Annotated in this window: 22 protein-coding genes; 17 read left to right on the top strand and 5 right to left on the bottom strand. The window is 71.7% G+C overall.

What is annotated here, in order from left to right; all coding sequences use genetic code 11:
* Positions 1-183: 183 nt before the first annotated feature.
* Complete coding sequence (locus tag E6R60_RS33955) at positions 184-1,092, bottom strand: hypothetical protein (protein WP_136330570.1); 909 nt, start codon at positions 1,090-1,092, stop codon at positions 184-186.
* Between the two features lie 64 nt (positions 1,093-1,156).
* Positions 1,157-2,959 carry a beta-galactosidase family protein gene (locus E6R60_RS33960; protein WP_136330571.1) on the bottom strand — a complete coding sequence of 601 codons (1,803 nt, stop codon included), beginning with the start codon at positions 2,957-2,959 and terminating at the stop codon, positions 1,157-1,159.
* A gap of 259 nt (positions 2,960-3,218) precedes the next feature.
* Here E6R60_RS33960 and E6R60_RS33965 point away from each other — a divergent pair, with 259 nt between their 5' ends.
* The 3 genes from E6R60_RS33965 (at position 3,219) to E6R60_RS33975 (ending at position 5,124) form a co-directional block, all read left to right on the top strand.
* Complete coding sequence (locus E6R60_RS33965) at positions 3,219-4,097, top strand: AraC family transcriptional regulator (protein WP_136330572.1); 879 nt, start codon at positions 3,219-3,221, stop codon at positions 4,095-4,097.
* Between the two features lie 189 nt (positions 4,098-4,286).
* Positions 4,287-4,622, top strand: a complete 336-nt coding sequence (locus tag E6R60_RS33970) for a chorismate mutase (RefSeq protein WP_136330573.1) — start codon at positions 4,287-4,289, stop codon at positions 4,620-4,622.
* Positions 4,623-4,863: 241 nt separating this feature from the next.
* Positions 4,864-5,124, top strand: coding sequence for a hypothetical protein (locus E6R60_RS33975; protein WP_206309586.1), 261 nt, complete (start codon positions 4,864-4,866; stop codon positions 5,122-5,124).
* 7 nt (positions 5,125-5,131) lie between these two features.
* Here the strand turns inward: E6R60_RS33975 and E6R60_RS33980 are convergent, their stop codons facing one another.
* Positions 5,132-6,571, bottom strand: a complete 1,440-nt coding sequence (locus tag E6R60_RS33980) for an MFS transporter (protein ID WP_136330574.1) — start codon at positions 6,569-6,571, stop codon at positions 5,132-5,134.
* 350 nt (positions 6,572-6,921) lie between these two features.
* Here E6R60_RS33980 and E6R60_RS33985 point away from each other — a divergent pair, with 350 nt between their 5' ends.
* The 11 genes from E6R60_RS33985 (at position 6,922) to E6R60_RS34035 (ending at position 17,287) form a co-directional block, all read left to right on the top strand.
* A complete protein-coding gene (locus E6R60_RS33985) occupies positions 6,922-8,403 on the top strand; it encodes an aldehyde dehydrogenase (protein WP_136330575.1) in 1,482 nt (493 codons plus the stop codon).
* Positions 8,404-8,432: 29 nt separating this feature from the next.
* Positions 8,433-9,401, top strand: coding sequence for a VOC family protein (locus tag E6R60_RS33990; protein ID WP_136330576.1), 969 nt, complete (start codon positions 8,433-8,435; stop codon positions 9,399-9,401).
* On the top strand, positions 9,398-10,228 hold the full coding sequence (locus E6R60_RS33995; protein ID WP_136330577.1) for an aspartate dehydrogenase domain-containing protein: 831 nt from the start codon (positions 9,398-9,400) through the stop codon (positions 10,226-10,228). Before E6R60_RS33990 ends, E6R60_RS33995 begins: the two co-directional genes overlap by 4 nt.
* Positions 10,225-11,019, top strand: a complete 795-nt coding sequence (locus E6R60_RS34000) for an alpha/beta hydrolase (RefSeq protein WP_136330578.1) — start codon at positions 10,225-10,227, stop codon at positions 11,017-11,019. Before E6R60_RS33995 ends, E6R60_RS34000 begins: the two co-directional genes overlap by 4 nt.
* Before the next feature lie 56 nt (positions 11,020-11,075).
* Complete coding sequence (locus tag E6R60_RS34005) at positions 11,076-11,591, top strand: cupin domain-containing protein (RefSeq protein WP_206309588.1); 516 nt, start codon at positions 11,076-11,078, stop codon at positions 11,589-11,591.
* Entirely contained in the window at positions 11,591-12,349 is a 759-nt protein-coding gene (locus E6R60_RS34010) for an SDR family oxidoreductase (protein WP_136330580.1), read from the top strand. Before E6R60_RS34005 ends, E6R60_RS34010 begins: the two co-directional genes overlap by 1 nt.
* 101 nt (positions 12,350-12,450) lie before the next feature.
* Positions 12,451-13,236, top strand: coding sequence for an SDR family oxidoreductase (locus E6R60_RS34015; protein ID WP_136330581.1), 786 nt, complete (start codon positions 12,451-12,453; stop codon positions 13,234-13,236).
* A gap of 89 nt (positions 13,237-13,325) precedes the next feature.
* Complete coding sequence (locus E6R60_RS34020; protein ID WP_136330582.1) at positions 13,326-14,996, top strand: thiamine pyrophosphate-binding protein; 1,671 nt, start codon at positions 13,326-13,328, stop codon at positions 14,994-14,996.
* A complete protein-coding gene (locus E6R60_RS34025) occupies positions 14,993-15,955 on the top strand; it encodes a PDR/VanB family oxidoreductase (protein WP_136330583.1) in 963 nt (320 codons plus the stop codon). Before E6R60_RS34020 ends, E6R60_RS34025 begins: the two co-directional genes overlap by 4 nt.
* Positions 15,956-15,981: 26 nt before the next feature.
* Positions 15,982-16,212 carry a recombinase-like helix-turn-helix domain-containing protein gene (locus E6R60_RS34030; RefSeq protein ID WP_136330584.1) on the top strand — a complete coding sequence of 77 codons (231 nt, stop codon included), beginning with the start codon at positions 15,982-15,984 and terminating at the stop codon, positions 16,210-16,212.
* 7 nt (positions 16,213-16,219) lie between these two features.
* Positions 16,220-17,287 (top strand): aromatic ring-hydroxylating dioxygenase subunit alpha, encoded by a 1,068-nt coding sequence (locus tag E6R60_RS34035; RefSeq protein ID WP_240802797.1) that lies wholly within the window; start codon positions 16,220-16,222, stop codon positions 17,285-17,287.
* Positions 17,288-17,513: 226 nt separating this feature from the next.
* Here E6R60_RS34035 and E6R60_RS34040 read toward each other — a convergent pair whose 3' ends face one another.
* Positions 17,514-18,068, bottom strand: coding sequence for a MarR family transcriptional regulator (locus tag E6R60_RS34040; protein WP_136330585.1), 555 nt, complete (start codon positions 18,066-18,068; stop codon positions 17,514-17,516).
* A 128-nt stretch (positions 18,069-18,196) separates the two neighbouring features.
* On the opposite strand from E6R60_RS34040, the gene pepN reads away from it, so the two are divergent.
* The 3 genes from pepN to E6R60_RS34055 all read left to right on the top strand — a co-directional run bounded on the left by pepN (position 18,197) and on the right by E6R60_RS34055 (position 23,875).
* A complete protein-coding gene (pepN, locus tag E6R60_RS34045) occupies positions 18,197-20,749 on the top strand; it encodes an aminopeptidase N (RefSeq protein WP_136330586.1) in 2,553 nt (850 codons plus the stop codon).
* A gap of 256 nt (positions 20,750-21,005) precedes the next feature.
* Positions 21,006-22,463 (top strand): aminotransferase class V-fold PLP-dependent enzyme, encoded by a 1,458-nt coding sequence (locus E6R60_RS34050; RefSeq protein WP_136330587.1) that lies wholly within the window; start codon positions 21,006-21,008, stop codon positions 22,461-22,463.
* Positions 22,460-23,875, top strand: a complete 1,416-nt coding sequence (locus E6R60_RS34055; RefSeq protein ID WP_136330588.1) for a SidA/IucD/PvdA family monooxygenase — start codon at positions 22,460-22,462, stop codon at positions 23,873-23,875. Before E6R60_RS34050 ends, E6R60_RS34055 begins: the two co-directional genes overlap by 4 nt.
* 98 nt (positions 23,876-23,973) lie before the next feature.
* On the opposite strand, the gene E6R60_RS34060 is transcribed toward E6R60_RS34055, so the two are convergent.
* Positions 23,974-25,773 carry a 5'-nucleotidase C-terminal domain-containing protein gene (locus E6R60_RS34060; protein WP_136330610.1) on the bottom strand — a complete coding sequence of 600 codons (1,800 nt, stop codon included), beginning with the start codon at positions 25,771-25,773 and terminating at the stop codon, positions 23,974-23,976.
* Between the last annotated feature and the right edge of the window lie 122 nt (positions 25,774-25,895).

Below are 25,895 nucleotides of genomic sequence, written 5' to 3' on the forward strand. Positions count from 1 at the left end.
GCGGCACCGGCGGCGCGGGCCGCTCCGGCGGTTCGGGCCGCGGTGGCGCGCCCGCCCGCGGGCGCCGCGCCGCGTAGCCCGTCGTCATTCCATCCCGTCCGGCGTGTGAGGACGAAGCGGCAACCGGGTTCGCCCGGAGCAACCGCTTCCGGCCTCCCACGCCGGACGGGCTTGTTTCCACCCTCAGGTCGTGCAGTCCAGCACCGTCCGGCACAGCGCGCACCGCGCCCGCACCCGGCCGCGGACCGGCACCCTGTTGCGCTGATGGCAGGTCGGGCACGGGAACGAGACGCGCAGCCCGTCGTCCCCGGCCTCGAACGCGTACGGTGCCTCCGGCCCCGCAGCCGGCGCCGCACCCGGGTGGTCCTGGGCGTAGCGCCGGTCCTTCGCGTACCGGCGCCGGCCCGCCCAGCCCGCGGCCGTCAGCGGCGGCTGCGCGCTCTCGCGCAGCGCCTGAGCCTTCCCCTTCGTGTACGCGGTGTACGCCTGCGGGCTGGTGAACCACGGCGAGGGATCCTCGTCGAAGGCGATCGCCCGCTTGGCCAGCACGTACCCGAACTCCTCCGGGGTGAGATAGCCGAGCTTCTGGCTGGACGTGGCGTCCTGACGGAACGCGTCCAGCAGCAGCCAGCCCGCCCCCAGATAGGCCGCCGCGGTGTCGGTGAGGATCTCGTTGGCACGGGTCCCGGGGAACTCCAGGCCGAGCCGGTGCAGCAGCACATGCGTGACCTCGTGCGACAACGCGGCCCCGATGTCCCTGCGATGGGTCCGGAAACGGTCGTTCAGCTCGATGAAGTACTCAGGGCCCGCCGCGAGTTCGACGCTTCCCGCATGCTCCATCGAGCGGAACGCCACGATCATGCGGGCGTCCGGCAGCCGCAGATGGCGCACCATCGCCCGCGCCACCCGCTGGGCGCCGAGATGGAGGTCGTCCGCGTCGGCGAACGCGGCGTCGACGGGGGCGAGGCTGGGGGCGAAGCGGTGGACGCCGTCGTACGACAGCCGCCGGTAGAGGGCGGTGATCGCCGACCGGACCGTGGCCAGATGCGGGAAGCCGTGCGTCACCGGGCTGGTGTGGGGGCTGTCCGACACGTCCCCACCCCCACGTCGCGGCGCTCGACTCCTCACCACTGTAGACCGCGAGGGCCGTTGCCCGTCAGGCGTCCGCGTCCGCCGGACCGCCCGCCCGCACGGGCACGCCCGGCCCCAGCTCCGCGAACGGCGCCCCCGCGCCCTCCACCTCCAGCACCCACACCTCGTTCACGCCGTCCCGCAGCACCGGGCCCGGCACGTACAGCGTCCCCTGCGGGCCCGCCGACCAGTAGCGCCCGAGGCAGAACCCGTTCACCCACACGAAGCCCCGCGTCCAGCCCGGCAGTTCGAGCCCGGCGTGCCCGGTCCCGGACACGTCCGCGACCTCGAACGTGCCCCGGTACAGGCCACTGGGACCCGACCCGTCGACCGGCGCGAACGGCACGCCGGCCACCGCCGCGGGCTCGTCGAACGCGTCGAGCCGCAGCGCCCGTGCCCGTACGCCGTGCAGGAACTGGCGCTCGTGCAGGACGCCCCCCGTGATCCCCTTCGGTTCGCCCAGCCGCGGACCGTAGTTGACCCGGCCCAGCGACTCCACCCACAGCTCCACCTCGGCCGGCCCGGCCACCGGCTCCGGCAGGTATGCGTCCCCCTCGCTCAGCACCCCGCGGCGCACCCCGTCGACGTACACCGTCGCCCGGTCCCGCAGGCCCGCGACACCCAGCGTGTACGGGCCGCGCGGACCCGGCACCGCGACCCGGTAGCGCACCAGGCCGCGGTCCACCCCCAGCTCCTCGAACGTGGGCGGCACACCGGACTCCGCCGCCTCCTCGTCACCGAGCGCCTCCATGACGGCCGGCAGCGGCGCCCACTCGGTCAGCTCGGCCCGCACCGGGGCCAGCCCGACGGGCTCCGGCGGGAGCGCGGGCAGCGGCCCGTCCGCGTACGGCGCGAGGACCTCCCGGAACAGGCGGAACTTCTCCGTCGGCCGCCCGTACTCGTCGACCGGCGCGTCGTAGTCGTACGACGTCACCGTCGGCAGCAGCTCCTCGTCCTGCAACGGCCCGGAACGGTTGGCGCCCGCCCAGCCGGCGAAGTTCGTCCCTCCGTGCGCCATGTAGACGTTCACCGACGCCCCGCACTCCAGGATCTCCCGCAACGCGCCGGCGGCCTGCGCCGGATCCCGCACGACCGGAGCCGCGCCCCAGTGCTCGAACCAGCCGCACCAGAACTCCATGCACATCAGCGGCCCACCGGCCTGGTGCCGGCGCAGCACCCGGAACGCCTCGCGCGCCCCCGAACCGAAGTTCGCCGTGGCGAGCAGACCGGGGACCGAACCACCGGTGAGCATGTGGTCCTCAGGCCCGTCGGAGGTGAACAGCGGAACGCTCACCCCGCACGCACCGAGCATCGCCGCGACCCGGCGCAGATGGACCGCGTCGGTGCCGTAACTGCCGTACTCGTTCTCCGCCTGCACCATGATCACCGGACCGCCGCGGTCGATCTGCCGCTCCGCCACCTGCGGCAGCAGCTCGGTGAACCACCGCTCCACCGCGGCCAGATACCCGGCGTCCCGGGTCCGCACCCGCCGGCCGAACCGGCCGGTCACCCACGCGGGGAGCCCGCCGTTCTCCCACTCCGCGCAGATGTACGGTCCCGGCCGGACGATCGCCCACAGGCCGGCCCGGTGCGCCGCGTCCAGGAAACGGCCGAGCGCCCCCACGTCACGGAACTCGCCCGGCCGCGGCTCGTGCAGGTTCCAGGGCACGTACGTCTCGACGCAGTTCAGGCCCATCGCCCGCAGCATCGACAGCCGGTGCTCCCACTGCGCCTCGTGCACCCGGAAGTAGTGCAGGGCCCCCGACAGCAGCCGTACGGGCTTTCCGTCGATCCGGAAGTGGTCGTCCCCCACGGTGAAGTCAGCCATCGTGCTCGTTCTCTCCTGTGCGCGCGGTCCCGTGAACGCCGCGCCGGCACACGGCCCGGTATGCGGAACGCGGTACGTGTGACGGAGCGGGCGGCACCCGGGAGCAATGTCACGGACCAGCGTCGCCCCCTGGCGTGCGGCCGGTCCATGGACAAAGATCACTGCTGTTTGGACGCAGCCGCACGACTGCTGGTGCGCAGCACACGACGTCGCACGTCAGCCGGGAGCGGCCGGGGGAGCGGAGGGGGAGCGAGGGCCGATGTACCACACCTGGATGCGTTTCTTCACCCCGAGCCCGCTCCACCACCGCCTCGGCCTGGTCTGCCTGGGGGTCGGTCTGCAGCACGGCACGCTGCCGGCCGTCGGGCCCCGCACCCTGGACCACCACGTGGCGGTCGTCATCCACACGGGCAGCGGATGGTTCGCCGGACCGGATGGGCGCCGGCTGCCCGTCACCGCGCCCAGCCTGATCTGGCTGACCCCCGGCACCCCCCACCACTACGGCGCGGATCCGGTCACCGGCTGGGACGAGAGCTTCGTCGACTTCACGGGGCCCGCCACGACCACCTACACCGAACTCGGCTGCATCGAACCGGAACGCCCCCTCGTCCCGCTCGCCGACACCGCGGCGCCCCGGGCCGCGATCGGCCGGATGGTCCGGGCGGCCCGGCGCGGCAACCCGCTGCTGGAGGTGGAGACGGGGGCGGCCGTCCACGAACTCCTCGTCGCGCTGCGCCGCGCACGCGCCGACATCGGCCCCGACGGCGACCCGGTGCTGCAGGCCCTGGCCCGCGACGCCTTCCAGCCGCTCTCCGTCGCCGAGCACGCCGCCCGGCACGGCATGACACCCGCCGAACTGCGCACGGCGGTGCGACGGGGGGCCGGGTGCAGCCCGAAGGACTACCTCCTCGGCATCCGGCTCGGCCACGCCAAGGAACTCCTGGCCACCAGCGACCTGCCCGTCGCCGCCGTCGCCCGGCGCGTGGGGTACGACGATCCGGCGTACTTCTCCCGGCTGTTCGCCCGCCGCGTCGGCATGGCCCCGGTCCGCTTCCGCGCCCAGCAGGGCCGCAGCGTGCCGGGCGGCTGGAGCGACCGGGTCCCGGATCCGGAACACCCACCGACGATCATCCCCTAAGGGCTGTCCCGCAATTCCTGGCGGGCGCGCGACGCCAGCTACGGCACCTCGCCGCGTTGTCGAAACGCCCGAATACATCCAGTATGCGGCCGCCTCTCCGCCTTGCGATGCACCGCATCTGACGCCGCGCGCTGATCCACCAGGAACTGCGGGACAGCCCTTAGCGGGGCACCTCTAAGCTCACTGACCATGACCACGAGCGACATCGACGATTCCGTAGGCGCCGAACTGAACCGGCTGCGCGAGAGCATCGACAACATCGACGCGGCTGTTGTCCACATGCTCGCCGAGCGTTTCAAGTGCACCCAGCAGGTGGGCCACCTCAAGGCCGCCCACCAGCTCCCCCCGGCCGACCCGGCCCGCGAGTCCCGCCAGATCGCCCGGCTGCGCCAGCTGGCGGAGAGCGCGCACCTGGATCCGGCGTTCGCCGAGAAGCTGCTGAACTTCATCGTGGCCGAGGTCATCCGTCACCACGAGCGGATCGCGGAGGAGTCGGCGAACGGGTCGGGCGGCGCGGGGGCCTAGGGCGTGTTTCGAGAGTCCCGCCTGCTCGGCGACGCCTGGCACGCACACTCGCCGCGTTGTCGGGATCGCCCCGATACAACCAGTATCGGGGCGACCCTCCGCCTTGCGATCGCACGCACCAGGCGCCGCCGAGCCGCCCTCCGGGCGGACGGCGCTACTTTCGAAACACGCCCTAGCGCCTTCGGCCGGCGCGACGGCCGGTGTCAGCGGCTCCTCGGGCGGCGACCGGGGCGGGGCCGATGTGCCCGACGAGGAGTATCTCGTCCACGGCGACGAGCAGCACCCCTGCACCCTCCGGACCGGGTATCTGAGCGACATGCTCGAGATCAGCCATACGCCCGGGGCGGGAGACGTCTGTCTCCTCGACCCGCACGTGGTCACACCGTCCGGGGAGTGGGAGGCCTGGTATCTCGCGCGCTGGCTGCCCGGAGCCGTCCGGTACCGGTCCTTCTGGGATCTCATGAACGACGAGTACCGGAGCTTTCGCGGCGACCGCGCGTGAGCGCCCCTCAGGGCGAGATCTCCTCCAGCGGGCGGTTCGCCGTCTCCTCCGCCAGCGTTCCCGCCACCACCGCGCCCCCCAGGGCCACCGCTCCCAGCATCACGAACACCGTGGCGACGCTGTCACCGGCGGCGTAGACCGCGCCCACCAGGATCGGGCCGAGGATCACGCCCAGTCGGTTGACCGCGCCGCCGACGCTGCAGCCCAGGGCGCGCATCCGGGTCGGGTACAGCTCGGGCGCATACAGGTACAGGCAGATGTTGGAGCCGAAGAAGCCGACCGCCGCGAGAGACGTCCAGATCAGCACCTGTACGGGGGTGCCCGCACCCAGCGCCGCCAGGGTGAGCAGCAGTGCGGCCGAGGCGCCGAGACAGATCGCGAAGATCCGGCGGCGGCCCAGGACGTCCACCGTGAGGGCGACGATCAGGCAGCCCAGCAGACCGGCGACCGAGGTCACCGTGGAGTACAGCAGGGCGTCGGACAGGGTGAGGTCGTACGCGTCCTTGTAGATGCTGGGCAGCCAGGACGTCACGCCGTAGTTGACGAAGTAGCCGGTGAACCAGATCGCGCCGACCACCAGCGTGCGGCGCCGGTAGCGGCCGGTGAACAGGCCGCGCACGCCGGTCGCGGCGCGTTCCGCCGGGGTGGCTGCCGCTGCCGGGGCCGCTGCCGGGGCCGGGGCGGAGGCGGCAGGGGCCGGCGGGGGAAGTGGTGCGCCCGTCGCCGCCGACACCTTGGCCTCGATCCGGGCCATGACGGCCTCGGCCTCGGCCGGCCTGCCCCGCTCCGCGAGCCAGCGCGGCGACTCCGGGACCTTGCGCTGGACGAGGAAGGCCAGCAGGCCGGGCACGGCGGCGACCGCGAACATCACGCGCCAGCCCGCCGCCGGGACCACCCAGGCCGCGACCAGGGCGCCGATGGTGAGGCCGGCCGGGAAGACGAGCTCGTACAGCAGGACGAAGCGACCCCGCTTGAAGCTCCGGGTGATCTCGCTGATGAAGGCCGCCGCGACCGGCACCTCGCCCCCGATCGCGAGTCCCTGGACGAAGCGCAGGGCCAGGAACGGGGTGAGCGAGGTGCACGCGGTCAGCGCCAGGCTCGCGAGGCCGGACACCGCCACGCAGTACGCGATCACCTTCACCCGGCCGTAGCGGTCGGCCAGCCGGCCCGACAGCAGGGCGCCGACGAGCATGCCGGCCGAGCCGACCGTGAGAACCGCCGTGGCGTCGCCCGTGGACAGCTGCCACTCGTCGCGGAGCTCGGGCAGTGCGTAGGCGATCAGCAGTTGGTCGAAGGCCTCGAAGAAGGTGACGACTCCCACGATCAGGCGGACGGTGACGTGCCAGCGGGAGAGCGGCAGGCGTTCGAAGCGGGCGGCGATGGTGGAGCGGGTGGTGCCGGCCGGCGACGAGCCGGGGACGGCGTCCTTCGAGGTGTCGGTGCTCATCCAGGGTTCCTCCTGCTCCGCATGGGGCCGGAGCGGTTGGGGAGCCAGGTGTACGAGTGGGCAGAGGAGGGTGAGCCGGCCGAGCGCGGGGGTGGACGACGGCCGAGTCGGTCGAGCGTACGGGGGACGGCGGCCGTGCGGCGCCCATGAGCGGGTGACATCACCCACTGCCTCTGGGAAGTTTCGTAAGTGCCTAGCTTCTAAGTGCTTAAGTTTTACCGGCACGGGGGCGGTGGCCGTCAAGACCCCGGAGGCAAAAGGAGTTTTTGCCCGGGGGGCTTGCGGACAATTACTTAAGCGCTTAGATTTTTAGCCCTGAGGTAACCGAACCGATCGCAGGAGGCCAACTGATGCTTGCCGACGAGGTGTTGGTCGCGGGGCAGTGGCGACAGGGCCGTGGCGCCCTCATCGAAACGGTCGACCCGGCCACCGGCCAGGTCATCGCCACCCTCCACGCCGCATCCCTCGACGACGTCGAGGAGGCCGCCACCGCAGCCGCCCGCGCCGCCCACGACCCCGCCTGGCGCGAGCTCCCCGCCCACCTCCGTGCCCGGCTGCTCCACCGCATCGCCGACCTCGTCGAGCAGAGCGCCGAGCGGCTCTCCGCCCTGCAGACCGCCGACACCGGCAAGTGCCGCACCGAGACCCGCGCCCTCGTCCACAGCGCCGCCGGCACCTTCCGCTACACCGCCGCCGCGGTGGAGACCGCCGAGGACGCGCTCACCCCCGCCCGCGGCCCGTACGTCACGATGAGCGTCCACGAACCGATCGGCGTCGTCGGCGCGATCACCCCCTGGAACTCGCCGATCGCCAGCGACGCCCAGAAAATCGCCCCGGCCCTCGCCGCGGGCAACGCCGTCCTCCTCAAGCCCGCCGAGTGGACCCCCCTCGTCGCCCTCGCCCTGGGCCGGCTCGTCCACCAGGCACTCACCGAGGCCGCCCTCCCCGCCGCCCTGCTCTCCGTCCTGCCCGGCCGCGGCAGCGTCATCGGCGACGCCATCGTGCGCCACCGGGCCGTGGAGAAGATCACCTTCACCGGCGGCACCGCCACCGGCCGCACCCTCGCCCACGCCGCCGCCGACAAGCTGATCCCCGTCTCCCTCGAACTCGGCGGCAAGTCCCCGACGATCGTGCTGGAGGACGCCGACCTGGAGCAGGCGCTCGCCGGCGTCATGTACGGCGTCTTCTCCTCCAGCGGGCAGAGCTGCATCGCCGGCTCCCGCCTCTTCGTCGCCCGCTCCCGCTACGAGGAGTTCCTCGGCGAACTCGTCGCCCGTACCGCGAAACTCCGCGTCGGACCCGGCACCGACCCCGACACCCAGGTCGCCCCGCTCGTCCACCACCGCCACCGCGACAGCGTCGCCGCCTACGTCGACCTGGCCCGCGAGGAAGGCGCCACCGTCCGGTGCGGGGGAGCGGCCCCCGAGGGCGAGCGCTACCGCGACGGCGCCTACTACCTCCCCACCGTCCTGGACGGCCTGCCCAACACCGCCCGCGTCTGCCAGGAAGAGATCTTCGGCCCGGTCGTCGTCGCCCTGCCCTTCGACGACGAGGACGACCTCGTCGCCCAGGCCAACGACAGCGTGTACGGCCTGGCCTGCGGCATCTGGACCCGCGACCACGCCAGGGCCTGGCGCCTGGCCCGCCGCATCGACGCGGGGACCGTCTGGATCAACACGTACAAGCAGTTCAGCATCTCGACCCCGTTCGGCGGACTGAAGGACAGCGGCCTCGGCACCGAGAAGGGCCGCGACCTCATCCGCGGCTACCAACGGCAGAAGTCCCTCTACTGGGCCACCGACGCCACCCCGCTGCCCTGGGCAGCCCAGTGAAGCCGAGCGAGACGATTCCGGAGCACCCCATGCCGTACGAGCACACCGCACACCCCCCGCTGGAACCCGTCGCCCGGCTGCGCGCCCTGCGCTCCGTCGAACTCCGCACCCCCGCCTTCACCGAGTCCGCCGACTTCTACGCCGAGGTCTGGGGCCTGGAACCCGTCGAACGGGAGAACGACGCCGCCTGGCTGCGCGGCACCGGCGAGGAACACCACGTCCTCCACCTCGCCCGCGGCGAACGCAACGGCCTCGGCCGCATCACCTTCGCCGTCGCCACCCCCGCCGAGATCGACGAGGCCGCCCGCCGGCTCCTCGCCCGCGGCATCGTCCCCGCCGCAGGCCCCGGCCCCCTCGACCAGGTCGGCGGCGGCTACGGACTCCGCTTCACCGACCCCGAGGGCCGGCTGATCGAACTCAGCGCCCAGACCCACGCCGTCACCCCGCGCGGCCGGGACGCCGCCGTCCCCGTCGGCGTCACCCACACCGTCCTCAACACCACGGACATCGACGCCGCCGTCGCCTTCTACACCTCGGTCCTCGGGCTGCGCGTCTCCGACTGGTCCGAGCACCAGATGGCCTTCCTGCGCTGCAACGCCGACCACCACTGCATCGCGTTCAACCAGGCCGAATGGACCTCCCTCAACCACGTCGCCTACGAGATGAGCGACGTCGACCACTTCATGCGCGGCCTCGGCCGCCTCCGCCACCACGGCATCAACCCCCAGTGGGGGCCCGGCCGGCACGGGCCCGGCAACAACACCTTCTCGTACTTCACCGACCCCGCCGGACTCGTCTGCGAATACACCTCCGAGGTCGCCCAGATCGTCGAGGACGCCTGGATCGCCAAGGTCTGGCGCCGCACCCCCGACCTCTCCGACCTGTGGGGCACCGCAGGCCCGCCCTCACCCGGCATCCGCAGCCACATGGCCGGCATCCCCGACCCCGGCCCCCTCGCCACCACACCCTCCGCCGCCACCGAAGAGGTGACCGCATGACCGCCACCCTCACCCACCGGCCGGACGCCTCCGCCCGCCCCGTGCGCCGCATCGGCCTCGTCGGCTGGGGAGCCATCGGCCGTGTCGTCGGCACCGCCCTCGCCGAAGGCCGCGTCCCCGGCGCCGAACTCACCTGCATCATCGACAACCGGCCCCTCGTCGACGCCCCCGCACCCCAGCTCTCCTTCGAGGACGCCCTCGCCGTCTGCGACCTGATCGTCGAAGCAGCGGGCCAGGCAGTCGTACGGGAATGGGCCGAGCGCGTCCTCGACAGCGGTGCCGACCTGCTCATCGCCTCCACCGGCGCCCTCACCGACCCCGCCCTCACCGAGCGGCTCCGCGCCGCCGGACCCGGACGCGTCTACTTCACCGGCGGAGCCGTCGGCGGACTCGACCTCCTGCAGGCTGTCCGCGGACTCGGTCCCCTCACCACGGTCACCCTCACCACCACCAAACTCCCCGCCACCCTCCACCAGCCCTGGATGGACGCGGAGCTGACGGAACGGCTGCGCACCACGGCGGAACCCGTCGAGGTGATGCGCGGCACCGCGATCGACGTCCCGGCGAAATTCCCCAAGTCGACCAACGTCGCCGCCTCCGTCGCCCTCGCCACCGGAGACCCCGCCCTCGTCGAGGTCGTCGTCGTCGCCGACCCGGCCGCCACCCTCACCCGGCACGTCATCGAAGCGGCCGGTCCCCACGGCTCCTACCGGTTCGAGGTCGCCCACCGCCCCGACGAAGCGAACCCCGCCACCAGCCAGGTCGTCCCGCACGCCGTGCTCCGCAGCCTCGGCGCCGTCGTCGGCCGGGCAGGACAGATCCTGTGACCGCCGCCCCAGCCGGGGTGCATACGCGGGAGGCCGGCGACCCGGAAGCCCCGCTGCTGCTCTGCCTCCACGGCATCGGCTCCTCCTCCGCCGCCTTCGCCCCGCAACTCGACGGACTCGCCGACCAGGTGCACGTGGTGGCGTGGGACGCCCCCGGCTACGCGGACTCCGCCGACCCCGCCCGCGCCCCCGGCCTCGACGGCTACGCCGACGCCGCGGCCGCCCTCATCCGCACCCACGGCGGCCCCGCCCACGTCCTGGGCGTCTCCTGGGGCGGCGTCATCGCCCTGCGCCTGGCCACCCGCCACCCCGACCTCGTCGCCTCCCTGATCGTCGCCGACTCCAGCCGCGGCTCCGGCACCCGGCCGGACAAGGCCGAGGCCATGCGCGGCCGTGCACGGCAACTCGCCGACCAGGGGCCGGACGCCTTCGCCGCCGCACGAGGACCACGCCTCGTCTCCGACGCCGCGCCCCCCGCCCTGGTCGAACGCGTCGTCGCCACGATGGCCGCCTCCGTCCGCAGCCCCGGCTACGGCTACGCCGCCGCGTCCATGGCCGAGACCGACCTCACCGACGACCTGCCCGCCATCACCGCACCGGCCCTCGTCCTGTGCGGCGAACAGGACACCGTCACCGGCACCGACGAGTCCCAGGCCATCGCCGGGGCACTCGCCACGTCCGTCTACGTCACCCTCTCCGGCGCCGGACACCTCTCCAACCAGGAACGCCCCGAGGCCTTCAACGCCTGGGTCCGCGCCCACCTCCACGTCGTCGCCCGCGTACCCGCGTAACGACGAGACACCCCACCACCCACCCCCACCACCGAACCAAGGAGCATCTCGTGCCCATCGACAACACCCCGTACGAGACCGACGGCGACCTCGCGAAGTTCACCGACTCCCTCATCGCCACCAAGGACTCCCGCGAACCCGACTGGAACACCCTCTCCTTCCAGGAGAAGGCCGGCGCCCAGTACCGCCGCGCCCAGATCCGCTACGTCGGCTCCGGCGCCACCGGCAACCACGAGAACGACAACCGCATCCTGCCCTCCGGCGGCTTCACCCTCTCCAACATGCTGCTCCCGCCGGGCGCCGAAGGCCCCGAGCACACCCACCACGACGTCGAGGAGGCCTTCTTCGTCCTGGAGGGCCAGGTCAGGGTCGGCATCCACCGAGGCGCCGACGAGGCCGAATACCGCACCCTCGGCTACCGCGACATGATCGTCGTCCCCGCCGGAGTCGCCCGCTCCCTGAAGAACGAGGGCGACACCGACGCCCTGTTCTGCGTCATCATCGGCACCCAGAAGCCGCAGGTCCCCACCTACCCCGAGCACTCCCCGATGCACGGCATCACCCGCGACTGATGGCCGCCGACGACACCCCCCGCACGGTCGTCGTCACCGGCGCCGGCCGCGGCCTGGGACTGGCCGCGGCCCGCCGGATCGGCAACGACGGCCACCGCGTCGTCATCGCCGAACTCGACGCGACCACCGGCCGGCAGGCCGCCGCCGCACTGCGCGCCGAGGGCATCACCGCCGACTACCACCCGCTCGACGTCGCCGACCCGGACTCCGTCGCCACCCTGGCCGCCACCCTCGCCGACGACGGCAGCCGGCTCCACGGACTGGTCAACAACGCCGGACTCGCCAACGCGGTGGGCGGCAGACCGTTCCACGAGATCGACGTCGAGACATGGGACCGCATCATGACGGTCAACGCCCGCGGCCCCTGGCTCGTCGCCCGCGCCCTCCTCCCGCTCATGCGGGCCCACGGCAGCGGACGCATCGTCAACCTCGCCTCGGACGCCGCCCTGTACGGCTCACCGCGGCTCGCCCACTACATCGCCTCCAAGGGCGCCGTCATCTCCCTGACCCGGGCGATGGCACGCGAGACCGGCGACTTCGGCATCACCGTCAACGCCGTCGCCCCCGGCCTCACCGAGGGGGAGTCCGCCGTGGACATCCCCGCCGAACGCCACGAGCTGTACCGCCTCAACCGGGCGATCTCCCGGCCGCAGCGACCGGCGGACCTGGTCGGCCTGATCGCCTTCCTCGTCGGCGACGAGTCCGGCTACATCACAGGCCAGACCTTCGCGGTCAACGGCGGCTTCACGATGCAGTGAGCCGCACCGGACACACACGCCCGCCCCGCGACCGAGGACAGAGCGCTGTGCCGGACCGCCCCGGCCCTCGCCGCCCGCACCCCCGACCCGCAAGGAACCCCATGGACCTCCGCCTGAAAGGCCACCGCATCCTCGTCACCGGCGGCAGCTCCGGCGTCGGCCTCGCCACGGTCCGCATGCTGCTCGCCGAAGGCGCCCGCGTCGCCACCTGCGGCCGCCGCGCCGACGCCCTCACCGAGGCACTCGACGGCCTCGCCGGCCCGGACGCGCTCTACCACGCCCCCTGCGACGTACGCGACGAAGCCGCCGTGCACGCCTTCACCGCACGAGCGGCCGAACACCTCGGCGGCCTCGACGGACTCGTCAACAACGCAGGCGCCTCCCGGATGAAACCCTTCGCCGAGACCACCGCCGACGACTGGCGCGACGAACTCGAACTCAAATTCTTCGGCGTCCTCAACCCCCTCAACGCCGCCCTGCCCCACCTGCGCGCCTCCTCAACCGCCTCCGTCGTCAACATCAACGCCGTCCTCGCCAAACAACCCGAGACCGCGCTGATGACCACCAGCGCCGCCCGCGCCGGCATCCTCAACCTCTCCACCTCCCTGTCCAAGGAACTCGCCCCCGACGGCATCCGCGTCAACTCCGTCTGCCTCGGCCTCGTCGACACCGGACAGTGGGAACGCCGCTACGCCGCCTCCCGCAGCCCCCTCGACTACCCCGCCTGGCAGGCCGCCCTCGCCGCCGACCGAGGCATCGCACTCGGCCGCCTCGGCAACGCCGACGAAGTCGCGTACGCCGTCACCGCACTCCTGTCGCCCAGGGCCTCCTACATCACCGGCACCACCGTCGACGTCTGCGGCGGCGTCAACCGCGCCGTCGCATAGGGCCTGTCCGGCGAATCAGGGCCGGGGTCGACCCCGACCCGCCGGACAGGCCCTACCCCCCCACCCCATCCACCCCAGGAGCACCCGACATGACCCGACCCAATGGCGGCGACCTGCTCGTCGAGACGCTGCGCGCACTCGGCGTCGACACGGTGTTCGGCATCGTCAGCGTGCACAACCTGCCGCTCGTCGAAGCCGTCGACCGCGACCTCCGCTTCGTCCCCGTCCGCCACGAAGCCGCCGCCGTCAACGCCGCCGACGGCTACGCCCGCGCCACCGGCAACCTCGGCTGCGCCCTCACCAGCACCGGTACGGGAGCCGGCAACGCCGCCGGATCGCTCATCGAATCCCTCAGCTCCGGCACCCCCGTCCTCCACATCACCGGACAGATCGACAGCGCCCACCTCGGCTCCGGACGCGGCTTCATCCACGAGACCAAGGACCAGCTCGGCATGCTCCGCGCGGTCTCCACCCACGCCGTCACCGTCACCGACGCCGCAAGCGCCGGCGGCATCCTCCGCGACGCGGCGGCCCGCGCACTCACCGCCCCGCACGGCCCCGTCAGCGTCGAATGGCCCATCGACCTGCAGTTCGCCCCCCAGCGCCTCACCGGCGCCCCCCTCCCCGAGCCGGCCGCCCCCGCCCTGCCCGACCCGGCACTCCTCGACGAAGCGGCCGCCCTGCTCTCCGCCGCCCGCCGCCCCCTCGTCTGGGCCGGAGGCGGTGCCAACACCGCCCGCCCCGAACTAGCGGCCCTCCTCGACGCCCTGAACGCCGGACTCGTCACCTCCAACTCCGGACGCGGCTCCGTCCCCGAGTCCGACGACCGCGTCCTCGGGAACTACGCCACTGCACCCGCGGGCCGCGCCCTGCTCGCCGAAGCCGACGTCCTGCTCTCCATCGGCACCCACTTCCGCTCCAACGAGACCGCCGACTACAGCCTCGAACTCCCGCCCCTCCACATCCAGCTGGACCTCGACCCGGCCGCCCCCGGCCGCGTGTACCCCGCCACCGTCGCCCTCCACGGCGACGCCACCGCCGTACTCGCCGCCCTCCTGGGCCGCGTCACCAGCGGAGCGACGGAGACGAGCTGGCCCGACCGCGTGCGCAAGGCCCGCACCGACGCCCGCAGCGCCCAACGCCACGCCATCGGACCCCAGGCCGCGATCAACGACGCCATCCGTGACGCCTGCCCGCCCGGATCCGTCATCGCCCGCGACGTCACCATCCCCTCGTCCACCTGGGGAAACCGGCTCCTGGAGATCACCGACCCGGCCACCAACGTCTTCCCGCGCGGCGGCGGCATCGGACAGGGCCTCGCCATGGGCATCGGCGCCGCACTCGGACGCCCCGACACCCCCACCGTCGTCATCGCCGGCGACGGCGGCCTCGCCGTCCACCTCGGTGAACTCCTCACCCTCGCCCAGGAGAAGCCCGACCTCACCCTCCTGGTCTTCAACGACGGCGGCTACGGCGTCCTGCGCAACATGCAGGACAACCACTTCCCCCGCCGCTCCGGAGTCGACCTCACCACCCCCGACTTCGCGCTCCTCGCCGCCGCCACCGGCCTCCCGTACGCCCGCATCGCCTCCGAAGCCGACGCCGGACCCGTCATCAAGGAAGCCATCGCCTCCCCGGGCCCCACCCTCGTCGAGATCGACCTCACCGCACTCGGCCCGATGAACACCCCCTTCACCCCGCCCGTCAAGCTCCCCGCCACCGCCACCGATACCTCCGGAGAAGGAGGCAACCCGTCATGACAACCGCCGAGGAACCCCGGCTCGACCTGCTCGTCCACCGCATGACCTGGGAGGCCGACGGCGTCCTGAGCATCGAACTCACCCACCCCGCAGGCGACCCCCTCCCCGCCTGGCGGCCCGGCGCCCACATCGACGTACACACCGGCGGACACATCCGCCAGTACTCCCTGTGCTCCGACCCCGCCGACACCACCCACTGGCGCATCGGCGTCCTGCGCGAACCCGCCTCCCGCGGCGGCTCCGCCCACCTCCACACCCAGCTCCGCCCCGGCCAGACCCTCCACGTCCAGGGACCCCGCAACCACTTCGAGCTCGACACCACGGGCGACACCACCGGCTACCTCTTCATCGCCGGCGGCATCGGCATCACCCCGATCCTCGCCATGGCCCGCGAAGCCGCCCGCACCGGCACCCCCTGGCGCCTCGTCCACGGCGGCCGCACCCGCACCTCCCTGGCCTTCGGCGCCGAACTCACCGCACTCGCGGCCCTCCCCGGCGGATCCGTCGAGTTCGTGCCCCAGGACGAACACGGCCACCTCGACCTCGACACCCTCCTCGGCGACCTGCCGCCGGGCACCCAGGTCTACTGCTGCGGACCCGAACCCCTCCTCGCCGCCGTCGAGGAACGCCACCCCGACGCCCGTACGGAACGCTTCGCCGCACCCGCCGCCGCACCCCGCGACGGCGAGGACAGCACCTTCGACATCGTCTGCTCACGCACGGGACGCACCGTCGAAGTCGGCCCCGACACCTCCGCACTCGACGCCCTGGAGAACGCCGGCATCACCGTCGCCTCCTCCTGCCGCGACGGCATCTGCGGCACCTGCGAGACCAAGGTCCTCGAAGGCACCCCCGACCACCGCGACTTCCTCCTCACCGACACCGAACGCGAAGCCGGCGCCTCGATGATGCTCTGCGTCTCCCGCGCCCGCACCCCCCGCCTCGTACTCGACCTCTGACACGCCCCCGAAGGGAGCCGGCCGACATGACCAGCCCGACCACCCCCCAATACCTCGAACCCCACCAGGCACGCACCGCCGAACCCACCCCGTACGAGAAGAAGCTCGCCGCAGTCATCGAAGAGGTCTTCGGCAGCGGCACCCACGACCTGCCCGGACTCGTCGCCGGACTCAACGCCCGCGACCTCCCCGCCCCCGACGGCAGCCCGTGGACCGAGGAAACCTTCCGCAGCGAGATGCGACGACTGGGAGCGTGAGCCGACCATGACCACCGACACCACCACCCCCGTGCCCCCGGGCACCCCCACCCGCCCCTCCGAAGTCGCCCGCCCCGGCAACCGCACCGCCGACCGGCTCTTCGCCACCGGCATCCGCAACCAGTGGTACGCCGTCTGCCCCTCCGACCACGTTCCCGCCGGAGGCATGAAGCGCCTCACCCTTCTCGGCGAGGAATGGCTCCTCTTCCGCCGCGCCGACGGCACCCTCCACATGCTCGAGGACCGCTGCCCCCACCGCGGCGCCCGCCTCTCCCTCGGCAAACACCTCGGGGACCGCATCGCCTGCTGGTACCACGGGGTCCAGGTCGACGGCACCGGCACCGTCGCCGCCGTACCCGGCCTGCCCGGCTGCAACCTCGAAGGCAGACAACTCGTCGCGGCCCCCCACGTCGTCGAGACCGCCGGCGGCATCCTCGCCTACTTCGGCGACGCCGAACACCCCGAACCGGCCCCGCTCGTGCTCCCCGAGCACCTCACCGACCCGGGCACGTCCGCCTTCCTCTGCTACGCCGAGTGGAACGTCAACTGGCGCTACGCCGTGGAGAACCTGCTCGACCCCATGCACGGCTCGTTCCTCCACCGCGACTCGCACAGCATGGCCGAGGGACAGACCACCGCACGCTTCCGCATCCGCGAGACCGAGCGCGGCTTCTTCTTCGAGAAGACCGACCAGAGCGGCGTCAACTTCGACTGGGTCGAACTCTGCCGCACGGGCGTCGACTGGGTGGACCTCACCATCCCCTACCCCCCGACCGCCGGCCCCGGCGGCCCCTTCGGCATCGTCGGCATGGCCACCCCCATCGACGAGGACCGCTGCGCCGTCTTCTTCTGGCGCTACCGCAAGGTCACGGGCTGGGAGCGCGACACCTGGCGCTTCCTGTACAAGACGCTCCTGGAGGACCGCCACTGGGACGTCCTCGAACAGGACCGCATCATGCTGGAGGACCTGCGCACGGACGCCGACCAGGCGGAGAACCTCTACCAGCACGACCTGGGCGTGGTGCGCGTCCGCCGCATGTACCGCACCGAGGCGGAAGCCCAGGCGGCGAGCTGAACGAGCTCCTCAATCGCCGGACACCGGCACATCGAGCCGGACACCGGCACGATCAAGCCCGTCCGGCGATTGAGGACACGCCCCGCATCGGGGGAACGATGCCCTCGCGGCGCCCCCGCCGCCGAAGGAACGGCGCCCCGGGCCGGGGGAGCGGCGGCCCGCGCCGGGGGAGCGGCCCCGCGCGGCGCGCCCCGGGGCCGGGGAAACGGCATGGCGCACCCCGCCCCTACTCGCCCGACTCCGCCGCCAGCACAGACCGCTCCAGCTTCTCCAGCAACCCCGCCAACTGCACGCACTCCCGCGCCGACAACCCCGCCAGCATCCGCCGCTCGTTTTCCAGGTGCTCGGAGAACAGCGCGTCGATCAACGACAGACCCTCATCCGTCAGCCGCGAGTGCACCACCCGCCGGTCCTGCGGATGCCGCTCCCGCCGGATCAGCCCGTCCTTCTCCAGCCGGTCTATCCGCAGCGTCACCCCCGCCGAACTGATCAGCCCCGAATCGGCCAGCTCACCCGCCGTACGCCTGAACGGCGCCCCCGCCCGCCGCAACGCGGTCAGCACGTCGAACCCGGCCATCGACAGGCCCTTGCGCTCCACCGGCCGCGAGATCGCGGTGCTGTAGCGCAGGAACGCCCGGTGCAGCCGGCCGAACACCTCCAGCGGAGCCGTATCCAGCTCGGGCCGCTCCCGCCGCCAGTCCGCCACGATGGACGCCACCGCGTCCTCCCGCGGGGCGGGCCCGGCCGACTCCCCGGACCCCCCAGAGCCGTTCTTCGCCATCCCGGGCACTCCTCCGTACAGGTACACCGTCATCAAGAATCTTAGCCCTCAAAGGACGACGCGGACCCCCGTCAGCCCAGCGAGAACCCCCCTGCACACCGTCCGCCCCATACGGCAGCATGACCCCCATGTCCGTACTGACGCGCGATGAAGCGCAGGCCCGAGCCCAGTTCCTCGACGTACACCGGTACACGGTCGACCTCGACCTGACCACAGGGGAGGAGACCTTCGACTCCCGAACCGTCATCCGGTTCACCGCCCTCGCCGCCGGTCACACCTTCGTCGAGCTCAAGCCCGCCACCTTGCGCTCCATCAGCCTCGACGGCCACCCCCTCGACCCCGCGGACCTCACCGAGAACCGCTTCCCCCTCACCGCCCTCACCGCCGGCCCCCACGAACTGCGCATCGACGCCGAAATGCGCTACTCCCGCACCGGCGAAGGCATGCACCGCTTCACCGACCCCACCGACAACGAGACATACACCTACACCCAGCTCTTCATGGAAGACGTCCAGCGCGTCTTCGCCGCGTTCGACCAGCCCGACCTCAAATCCGTCTTCGCCCTCACCGTCACCGCCCCCGACGGATGGACCGTCCTCGGCAACGGCATCGCCGAACACACCGGCGACGGCCGATGGACACTCGCCCCCACACCCCCCGTCTCCACCTACCTCGTCGCCGTCGCCGCGGGCCCCTGGCACTCCGTGACCACCGAACACGCCGGACTGCCCTTCGGCATCCACTGCCGCCGCTCGCTGGCCCCCCACCTCGACGCCGACGCCGACGAGATCCTCGGCATCACCCGCGCCTGCTTCGACCGGTTCCACGAGAAGTTCGACGAGCCCTACCCCTTCGACTCCTACGACCAGGCCTTCGTCCCCGAATTCAACGCGGGCGCCATGGAGAACCCCGGCCTCGTCACCTTCCGCGACGAATTCATCTACCGCTCCGCCGTCACCGACACCGAACGCCAGACCCGCGGCATGGTCATCGCCCACGAAATGGCCCACATGTGGTTCGGCGACCTCGTCACCCTCGCCTGGTGGGACGACATCTGGCTCAACGAGTCCTTCGCCGAATACATGGGCTACCAGACCCTCGCCGAAGTCACCCTTCCCCGAGCCCTCAACTCCGTTCAGGCAGGGGAGCCCCCGTTCCCCGACACCTGGGTCGAATTCGGTGTCTCCCGCAAGGGCTGGGGATACGACGCCGACCAGCGTCCCTCCACCCACCCCGTCGCCCCCGACCCCGCCGCCGTCCCCGACACCGCCTCCGCGATGCTCAACTTCGACGGCATCTCCTACGCCAAGGGCGCCTCCGCCCTGCGCCAACTCGTCGCCTGGCTCGGCGAGAAGGACTTCCTGGCCGGCATCAACACCCACTTCGCCCGCCACAAGTTCGCCAACGCCACCCTCGCCGACTTCATCGACAACCTCGCCTCCGCCACCGACCGGGACGTCCACGCCTGGGCCGACCAGTGGCTGCGCACCACCGGAGTCGACACCCTCACCCCCCACGTCACCGAAGCCGACACCACCTGGTCCCTCACCGTCGACCACCACGGCACCCGCCCCCACCACATCACCGTCGGCACGTACGACCACACCATCGACACCCAGGCCGGGCCCGAACGCCTCGTCCTGCGCGACCGCTTCGACCTCGGCATCCCCCAGGACGACGCCACCCAGGACTCCACCACCCGCCCCGGCCGCCGCCCCGCCCTCGTCGTCCTCAACGACAACGACCTCACCTACGCCAAGGTCCGCCTCGACCCGGACTCCTGGACCACCGTCCTGAACGGCCTCTCCGGCATCCCCGACGCCCTCACCCGCGCCGTCGTCTGGAACGCCGCCCGCGACATGGTCCGCGACGGCGAACTCGCCCCCACCGCCTACCTCGAAGCCGCCCGCGCCCACCTCCCGCACGAAACCGACCTGGCCCTCCTCCAAGGCGTCCTCGCCTTCGCCGACACCCAGATCGCCGCACGCTACGTCACCCCCGAGAACCGCCCCGCCGCCCTCGCCACCCTCACCTCCCTCACCCGCGACCTCATCCGCCGCACCGAGGACGGCACCCACCCCGGCCTCCGCCTCACCGCCGTACGCCACTTCATCGACGCCGCCACCCAGCCCGACACCATCCACGGCTGGCTCACCGACGGCACCGTCCCCGGCGGCCCCGAACTCGACCCCGAACTCCGCTGGCGCATCCTCACCCGCCTCGCCGTCCTCGGCGCCACCGACGAAGCAGCCATCGCCGCCGAACTCGAAGCCGACCCCAGCGCCACCGGCCAGGAAGGCGCCGCCCGCTGCCGCGCCGCCCTGCCCACCCCCGAAGCCAAGGCCGCCGCCTGGCACGCCCTCTTCACCGACGACACCCTCTCCAACTACCTGTTCACCGCCACCGCCCAAGGCTTCTGGCAGCCCGAACAGACCGGCCTCCTCACCCCGTACGTGCCCCGCTACTACCCCGAAGCCACCGCACTCGCCGTCCGCCGCGGCCCGGCCATCGCCGAAGCCGCCGGACGCTACGCCTTCCCCGCCTACGCCGTCGACGCCGACAGCCTCCACCTCGGCGAACAGGCCCTCACCGACCAGGCCCTCATCCCCGCACTCCGCCGCAAACTCGCCGACCAGATCGACGACCTGCGCCGCGCCCTCACCGTCCGTACCGCCCACTGACCCGAAAACCCCGCACACCCCGCACCACCCGTGCCCGGCCCGCCCTCGCCCGAGGACAGGCCGGGCACACCCGCATCCGGCCCCCCGGGGGCCTCCGCACCCATTACCACCCGGCCCCCTCACCCACGCCCCCAAGCGCCCACCCATCCCCCTTTCGAGTTCAGATCAGCACGCTCCCCGGCAACGCCCAAGGAAACCCGGACAAGCTGGCAAGTCCCCCCATGCCCACCCGTGTGCACCGAAGGGCCACCCACCCATGCCCACCCCACCCCTCGCCGGCTCCACCACCGGCCCCACCGCCCTGCGCCCCCTCATCGACACCGTCCTCACCGCACTCCAAGAGGGCGCCCGCCGACGCGACGGCCCCCTCCCCGCAGGCGGACCCGACACCGTCGCCGCCCACATGCGCACCGCCCTCGACCCCGCCATCCCCGAACACGGAACCGGCCCCCACCACGCCCTCGCCACCCTCATCGGCGCCCTCACCGAAGGCGCCGCCGACCCCGCAGACCCCCTCTGCGCGGCCCACCTCCACACCCCGCCCCTCGCCCTCGCCACCGCCGCCGACCTCGCCGCCTCCGCCCTCAACCCCTCCATGGACTCCTGGGACCAAGCCCCCGCCGCCTCCACCCTCGAAGCCGACACCACCCGAGCACTCGCCGCCGAGATCTACCCCCACCACCCGCACCCCGACGCCCTCGTCACCACCGGCGGCACCGAAGCCAACCAACTCGCCCTGCTCCTCGCCCGCGAACGCCACGGCACCGTCCAGACCATCTCCGGCGCCAACGCCCACCACAGCATCGCCCGCGCCGCCTGGCTCCTCGGCCTCCCCGCACCCCTCACCGTCCCCGCCCCCCGCGGCACCATCGACCTCACCGCCCTGAAAGACGCCCTCACCCACCACCAGGGACACGGCCCCGCCCTCGTCACCGCCACCGCAGGCACCACCGACACCGGCCAGATCGACCCCCTCACCGACATCGCCGACCTCTGCGACGCCCACGGCGCCGAACTCCACATCGACGCCGCCTACGGCGGCCCCCTCCTCCTCAGCGCCACCCACCGCCACAAGGTCAACGGCCTCGACCGCGCCCACAGCGTCACCCTCGACCTCCACAAACTCGGCTGGCAACCCGCCTCAGCCGGCATCCTCGCCGTCCCCGACCACCACCACCTCGACGCACTCCACCACCAAGCCCCCTACCTCAACGCCGACGACGACACCCACGCCGGACTCCCCGACCTCCTCGGCCGCTCCCTGCGCACCACCCGCCGCCCCGACGCCCTCAAGATCGCCGTCACCCTCCAGGCACTCGGCCGCACCGGACTCGCCGACCTCATCGACCGCACCTGCACCGCCGCCCACCACCTCGCCGACCTCATCACCAAAACCCCCACCCTCGACCTCTACGACCGCCCCACCATCACCACCGTCCTCTTCCGCCCCACCGACGCCGACGACCACACCGTCGCCACCATCCGCCGCACCCTCCTCACCCGAGGCCACGCCGTACTCGGCCGCACCCGCACCCAAGGCCGCCTCTGGCTCAAAGCCACCCTCCTCAACCCCTACGCCACCGCCGACGACCTGCAAAGACTCCTCGACCTCGTGACACGCCTCGCCGCCGAACCGGCCGGACCCGACGACCGCACCCCACACACCCATCGCACCGAACTCACCACATCCACAGAAGGCAGCACGCACCGATGACAGCCCGGACCGACCGGCCCACCCCCGAGACCGATCAGCCCCACGACCTCATCGGCATCGGAATCGGCCCCTTCAACCTCTCCCTCGCCGCCCTCGCCCACGGCATCCCCCAACCCCTCACCACAGCCTTCTACGAACAACGCCCCACCTTCCACTGGCACCCCGGCCTCCTCATCGAAGGCTCCAGCCTCCAAGTCCCCTTCCTCGCCGACCTCGTCACCCTCGCCGACCCCACCAGCCCCTGGACCCTCCTCAACTACCTACGCACCCGCGACCGGCTCTTCCCCTTCTACTTCGCCGAGCGCTTCCACATCCAACGCGCCGAATACGACGCCTACTGCCGCTGGGTCAGCCAACAACTCCCCGCACTCCACTTCGGCCACCAAGTCGACACCCTCCGCTGGAACCCCGAACGCGCCCTGTTCGAAGTCGACTACACCCAACTCGGACCCGACGGCGAAGCCGAAGCCCTCGGCCGCGCCCACACCCGCCACATCGCCCTCGGCATCGGCACCGAACCCCACATCCCCGAATCCCTCAAACCCCTCACCGACGCCCGGACCGTCCCCGTCATCCACTCCGCCGACTACCTCCACCACCGACGGCAACTTCTCGACGCCGACCACATCACCGTCATCGGCTCAGGACAATCCGGCGCCGAAATCTTCCTCGACCTCCTCCGCTCCCGCCCGGCCGGCCACGAAAAACTTCACTGGCTCGCCCGCACCCCCGCCTTCGCCCCCATGGAGTACTCCAAACTCGGCCTCGAACACTTCACCCCCGACTACACCCGCTACTTCCACGCACTCCCCGAACCCGTACGCGACCAACTCGTCCCCCACCAATGGCAACTCCACAAAGGCATCGACCACGACACCATCACCGCCATCCACGACGAGCTCTACCGCCGCACCCTCCACGGCGGCTGGCCCGACGCGACCCTCACCCCCGGCGTCACCGTCCGCACCGCCGGCCGCGTCGCCACCAGCCGCATCGAACTCCACCTCGAACACACCCAGCAGAAGACCCGCACCCGCCTCACCACCGACGCGGTCGTCCTCGCCACCGGCTACCGCGAGCGCCCCCTCGACCACATCCTCGGCAACCTCGCCGCCCACGTCCGCCGCGACGCCGCAGGACGCCCCCGCATCGACGCCCACTACCGCCTCGACCTCGACCCCGCCATCACCGGCAACGTCTACGTACAGAACGCCGAACGCCACACCCACGGAGTCGGCGCCCCCGACCTCGGCCTCGCCGCCTGGCGCAGCGCCACCATCCTCAACCACCTCACCGGCACCACCCCCTACCCCCTCCCACAACGCACCGCCTTCACCACCTTCGGCCTCACCCCCCACAACACCCTCCCCACCCAGAAACCCCTCCTCGTCCCCCTCGTCCAAGGCAACTGACACAACCAACCCCCCCCACACACACAAAGCGGCCGCCCACCTCCCACCAAGGGAAGCAAGCGGCCGCCTCACCCACCCGGCCGACACCGGAAGAAGCACTAGAACACCGGCGAACCATCCCGCGTCAGACGCCAGTCCACCGAAGCGAACGCCGCACCATCCACGACCCCCTTCGCCCGCACCCACGCGATAATCGTGTTCCGGATCTCCTCCGAATTCGCCCACAACTGCTTCGCACCCGGCACATGCGGGAAATTGCCCCCACCGCTGGCCCGGTAGTTGTTCACCGCCAGGACGAACTCCGCCGTCGGATCGATCGGCTTGCCCTCGAACGACAGATTCACGATCCGCGAACCACTCGGCTTCGCGATGTCGATGTCATACGTCAGACCCGAGACCGCGTCATAGTTGTAGTCCGGTGTGTTGTCCGCGTTCGTCAGCTTCGACGTGTCCACCGGAGCGCCCGCCGCCGTCTGCACGTAATACCGCGCCGAGAACTCCAGATAGTCCTTCAGCTGCGCACCCGTCAGCAGCCGCGCCTCCAGCGTGTTCTCGAACGGATACAGCCCCGCCGCATCCTTGATCGTCACATTCCCCGCGGGAATCTGCGCCGTCCGCGAGAAACACGACGCCTGCGACAGCACCGGCAACGACGCATACGCGCCACCGGCCAGCGCCGCCTTCACCGTCTCCGCCTGGACGACATTGATCAAATCGATGATCGGCTCGTCCTTCCACGCCGCCTCGGCCGTCGTCATCGCCGCCGTCGACGTACCGATCACCTGGTTGACGTAGGCCACCACCTTCTTGTGCTCGTCCACCAGCAACCTTGTGACCTTCGGGTCCTCCGCCACCGTATTCGAGTTCAACACCTGGGCGCCGGCCTTCTCGACCACCCAGCGCCCCTTCTCCCACACCAGGTCGAAGTCGAACAACGTCAGCCGCTGCCCCCACTTCAACGGCTCCGACAGCACGACCTTCTTACCGGTCTGCTTGTTCTCCACGAAGTACTCGGGAATCTCCGAGTGCGCATGCCCCACCAGAATCGCGTCGATCCCCGCAACCTGCTCCGCCACCAGACCCGCCGCATTCTCCACATACGGAATCTGATCACCGTACGACGACGTCCCACTGGACCCCGAGTGCGCCGACACGATCACCACATCCGCACCCATCGAACGAAGCCGCGGCACATACTTCGCCGCCTGCTCCTCAAGACCCGGGAACACCATCTTCCCGCTCACGTTCGCCTTGTCCCAGATCGCGATCCCCGGATTCGTCAGCCCCAGAATCGCGACCTTCACATCCCGGCCGTGCGGCGTACGCAACTTCTTGATCACGTATGGGGCGAACGCCGGCCGCAACGTCTTCGCATCCAGCGCGTTCGCACCCAGCAGCGGGAAATCACACTGCTCCTCGAACTTCCGCAGCACGGGAATGCCGTAGTTGAACTCGTGATTGCCGAGCGCCGCCGCGTCATAACCGATCGCGTTCATCGCCTGCGCCATCGGGTGCACCGGGCCGTGCTTCGCGGTGATCGGATCGATCTTCGCGTAGTAGTACGACAACTGCGTCCCCTGGATCGTGTCACCCGCATCGATCATCAGGGTGTTGTGACGGCCCTTCTCCCGGCGCACCTGCTCCACCAGCGTCGAGATCTTCGCCAGACCCACATCGTTGTGCGCCTTGTCGTCGAACTCCTTGTCCGTGAAGTAGTCCCAGTTGAAGACATTCCCGTGCAGGTCCGTCGTCCCCATCACGGTGAACGAGTACCGCTTCGGCGGACGCCCGTGCCCCCGGCCATGCGCCTCGGCCGACGCCGCGGCACCACCCGCGATCGCCACACCGGCCCCGGCCGCGGCCGATGTGCCCAGGAACGTCCTTCGGTTCAGCGGCATCTCGTCTCCCACATCTCAGTTCTCTCCGTGCACAGTTCTGTCCGCACACCACGCGCGTAGACCCCCCGCACGCTCGGACAACGCGCGTAGATAATCACCCACACCCGGCCCCCGGCAACACC

This window comes from Streptomyces sp. A0642 (assembly GCF_004795105.1).
GTDB lineage: Bacteria > Actinomycetota > Actinomycetes > Streptomycetales > Streptomycetaceae > Streptomyces.

What these genes read in the sequence shown, in the direction of transcription:
- E6R60_RS33960 (WP_136330571.1), bottom strand. Translation starts at nt 2,959, where the DNA reads ATGGCTGACTTCACCGTGGGGGACGACCACTTCCGGATCGACGGAAAG.
- E6R60_RS33965 (WP_136330572.1), top strand. Translation starts at nt 3,219, where the DNA reads ATGTACCACACCTGGATGCGTTTCTTCACCCCGAGCCCGCTCCACCAC.
- E6R60_RS33970 (WP_136330573.1), top strand. Translation starts at nt 4,287, where the DNA reads ATGACCACGAGCGACATCGACGATTCCGTAGGCGCCGAACTGAACCGG.
- E6R60_RS33980 (WP_136330574.1), bottom strand. Translation starts at nt 6,571, where the DNA reads ATGAGCACCGACACCTCGAAGGACGCCGTCCCCGGCTCGTCGCCGGCC.
- E6R60_RS33985 (WP_136330575.1), top strand. Translation starts at nt 6,922, where the DNA reads ATGCTTGCCGACGAGGTGTTGGTCGCGGGGCAGTGGCGACAGGGCCGT.
- E6R60_RS33990 (WP_136330576.1), top strand. Translation starts at nt 8,433, where the DNA reads ATGCCGTACGAGCACACCGCACACCCCCCGCTGGAACCCGTCGCCCGG.
- E6R60_RS33995 (WP_136330577.1), top strand. Translation starts at nt 9,398, where the DNA reads ATGACCGCCACCCTCACCCACCGGCCGGACGCCTCCGCCCGCCCCGTG.
- E6R60_RS34010 (WP_136330580.1), top strand. Translation starts at nt 11,591, where the DNA reads ATGGCCGCCGACGACACCCCCCGCACGGTCGTCGTCACCGGCGCCGGC.
- E6R60_RS34015 (WP_136330581.1), top strand. Translation starts at nt 12,451, where the DNA reads ATGGACCTCCGCCTGAAAGGCCACCGCATCCTCGTCACCGGCGGCAGC.
- E6R60_RS34020 (WP_136330582.1), top strand. Translation starts at nt 13,326, where the DNA reads ATGACCCGACCCAATGGCGGCGACCTGCTCGTCGAGACGCTGCGCGCA.
- E6R60_RS34025 (WP_136330583.1), top strand. Translation starts at nt 14,993, where the DNA reads ATGACAACCGCCGAGGAACCCCGGCTCGACCTGCTCGTCCACCGCATG.
- E6R60_RS34030 (WP_136330584.1), top strand. Translation starts at nt 15,982, where the DNA reads ATGACCAGCCCGACCACCCCCCAATACCTCGAACCCCACCAGGCACGC.
- E6R60_RS34035 (WP_240802797.1), top strand. Translation starts at nt 16,220, where the DNA reads ATGACCACCGACACCACCACCCCCGTGCCCCCGGGCACCCCCACCCGC.
- E6R60_RS34040 (WP_136330585.1), bottom strand. Translation starts at nt 18,068, where the DNA reads ATGGCGAAGAACGGCTCTGGGGGGTCCGGGGAGTCGGCCGGGCCCGCC.
- pepN (WP_136330586.1), top strand. Translation starts at nt 18,197, where the DNA reads ATGTCCGTACTGACGCGCGATGAAGCGCAGGCCCGAGCCCAGTTCCTC.
- E6R60_RS34050 (WP_136330587.1), top strand. Translation starts at nt 21,006, where the DNA reads ATGCCCACCCCACCCCTCGCCGGCTCCACCACCGGCCCCACCGCCCTG.
- E6R60_RS34055 (WP_136330588.1), top strand. Translation starts at nt 22,460, where the DNA reads ATGACAGCCCGGACCGACCGGCCCACCCCCGAGACCGATCAGCCCCAC.
- E6R60_RS34060 (WP_136330610.1), bottom strand. Translation starts at nt 25,773, where the DNA reads ATGCCGCTGAACCGAAGGACGTTCCTGGGCACATCGGCCGCGGCCGGG.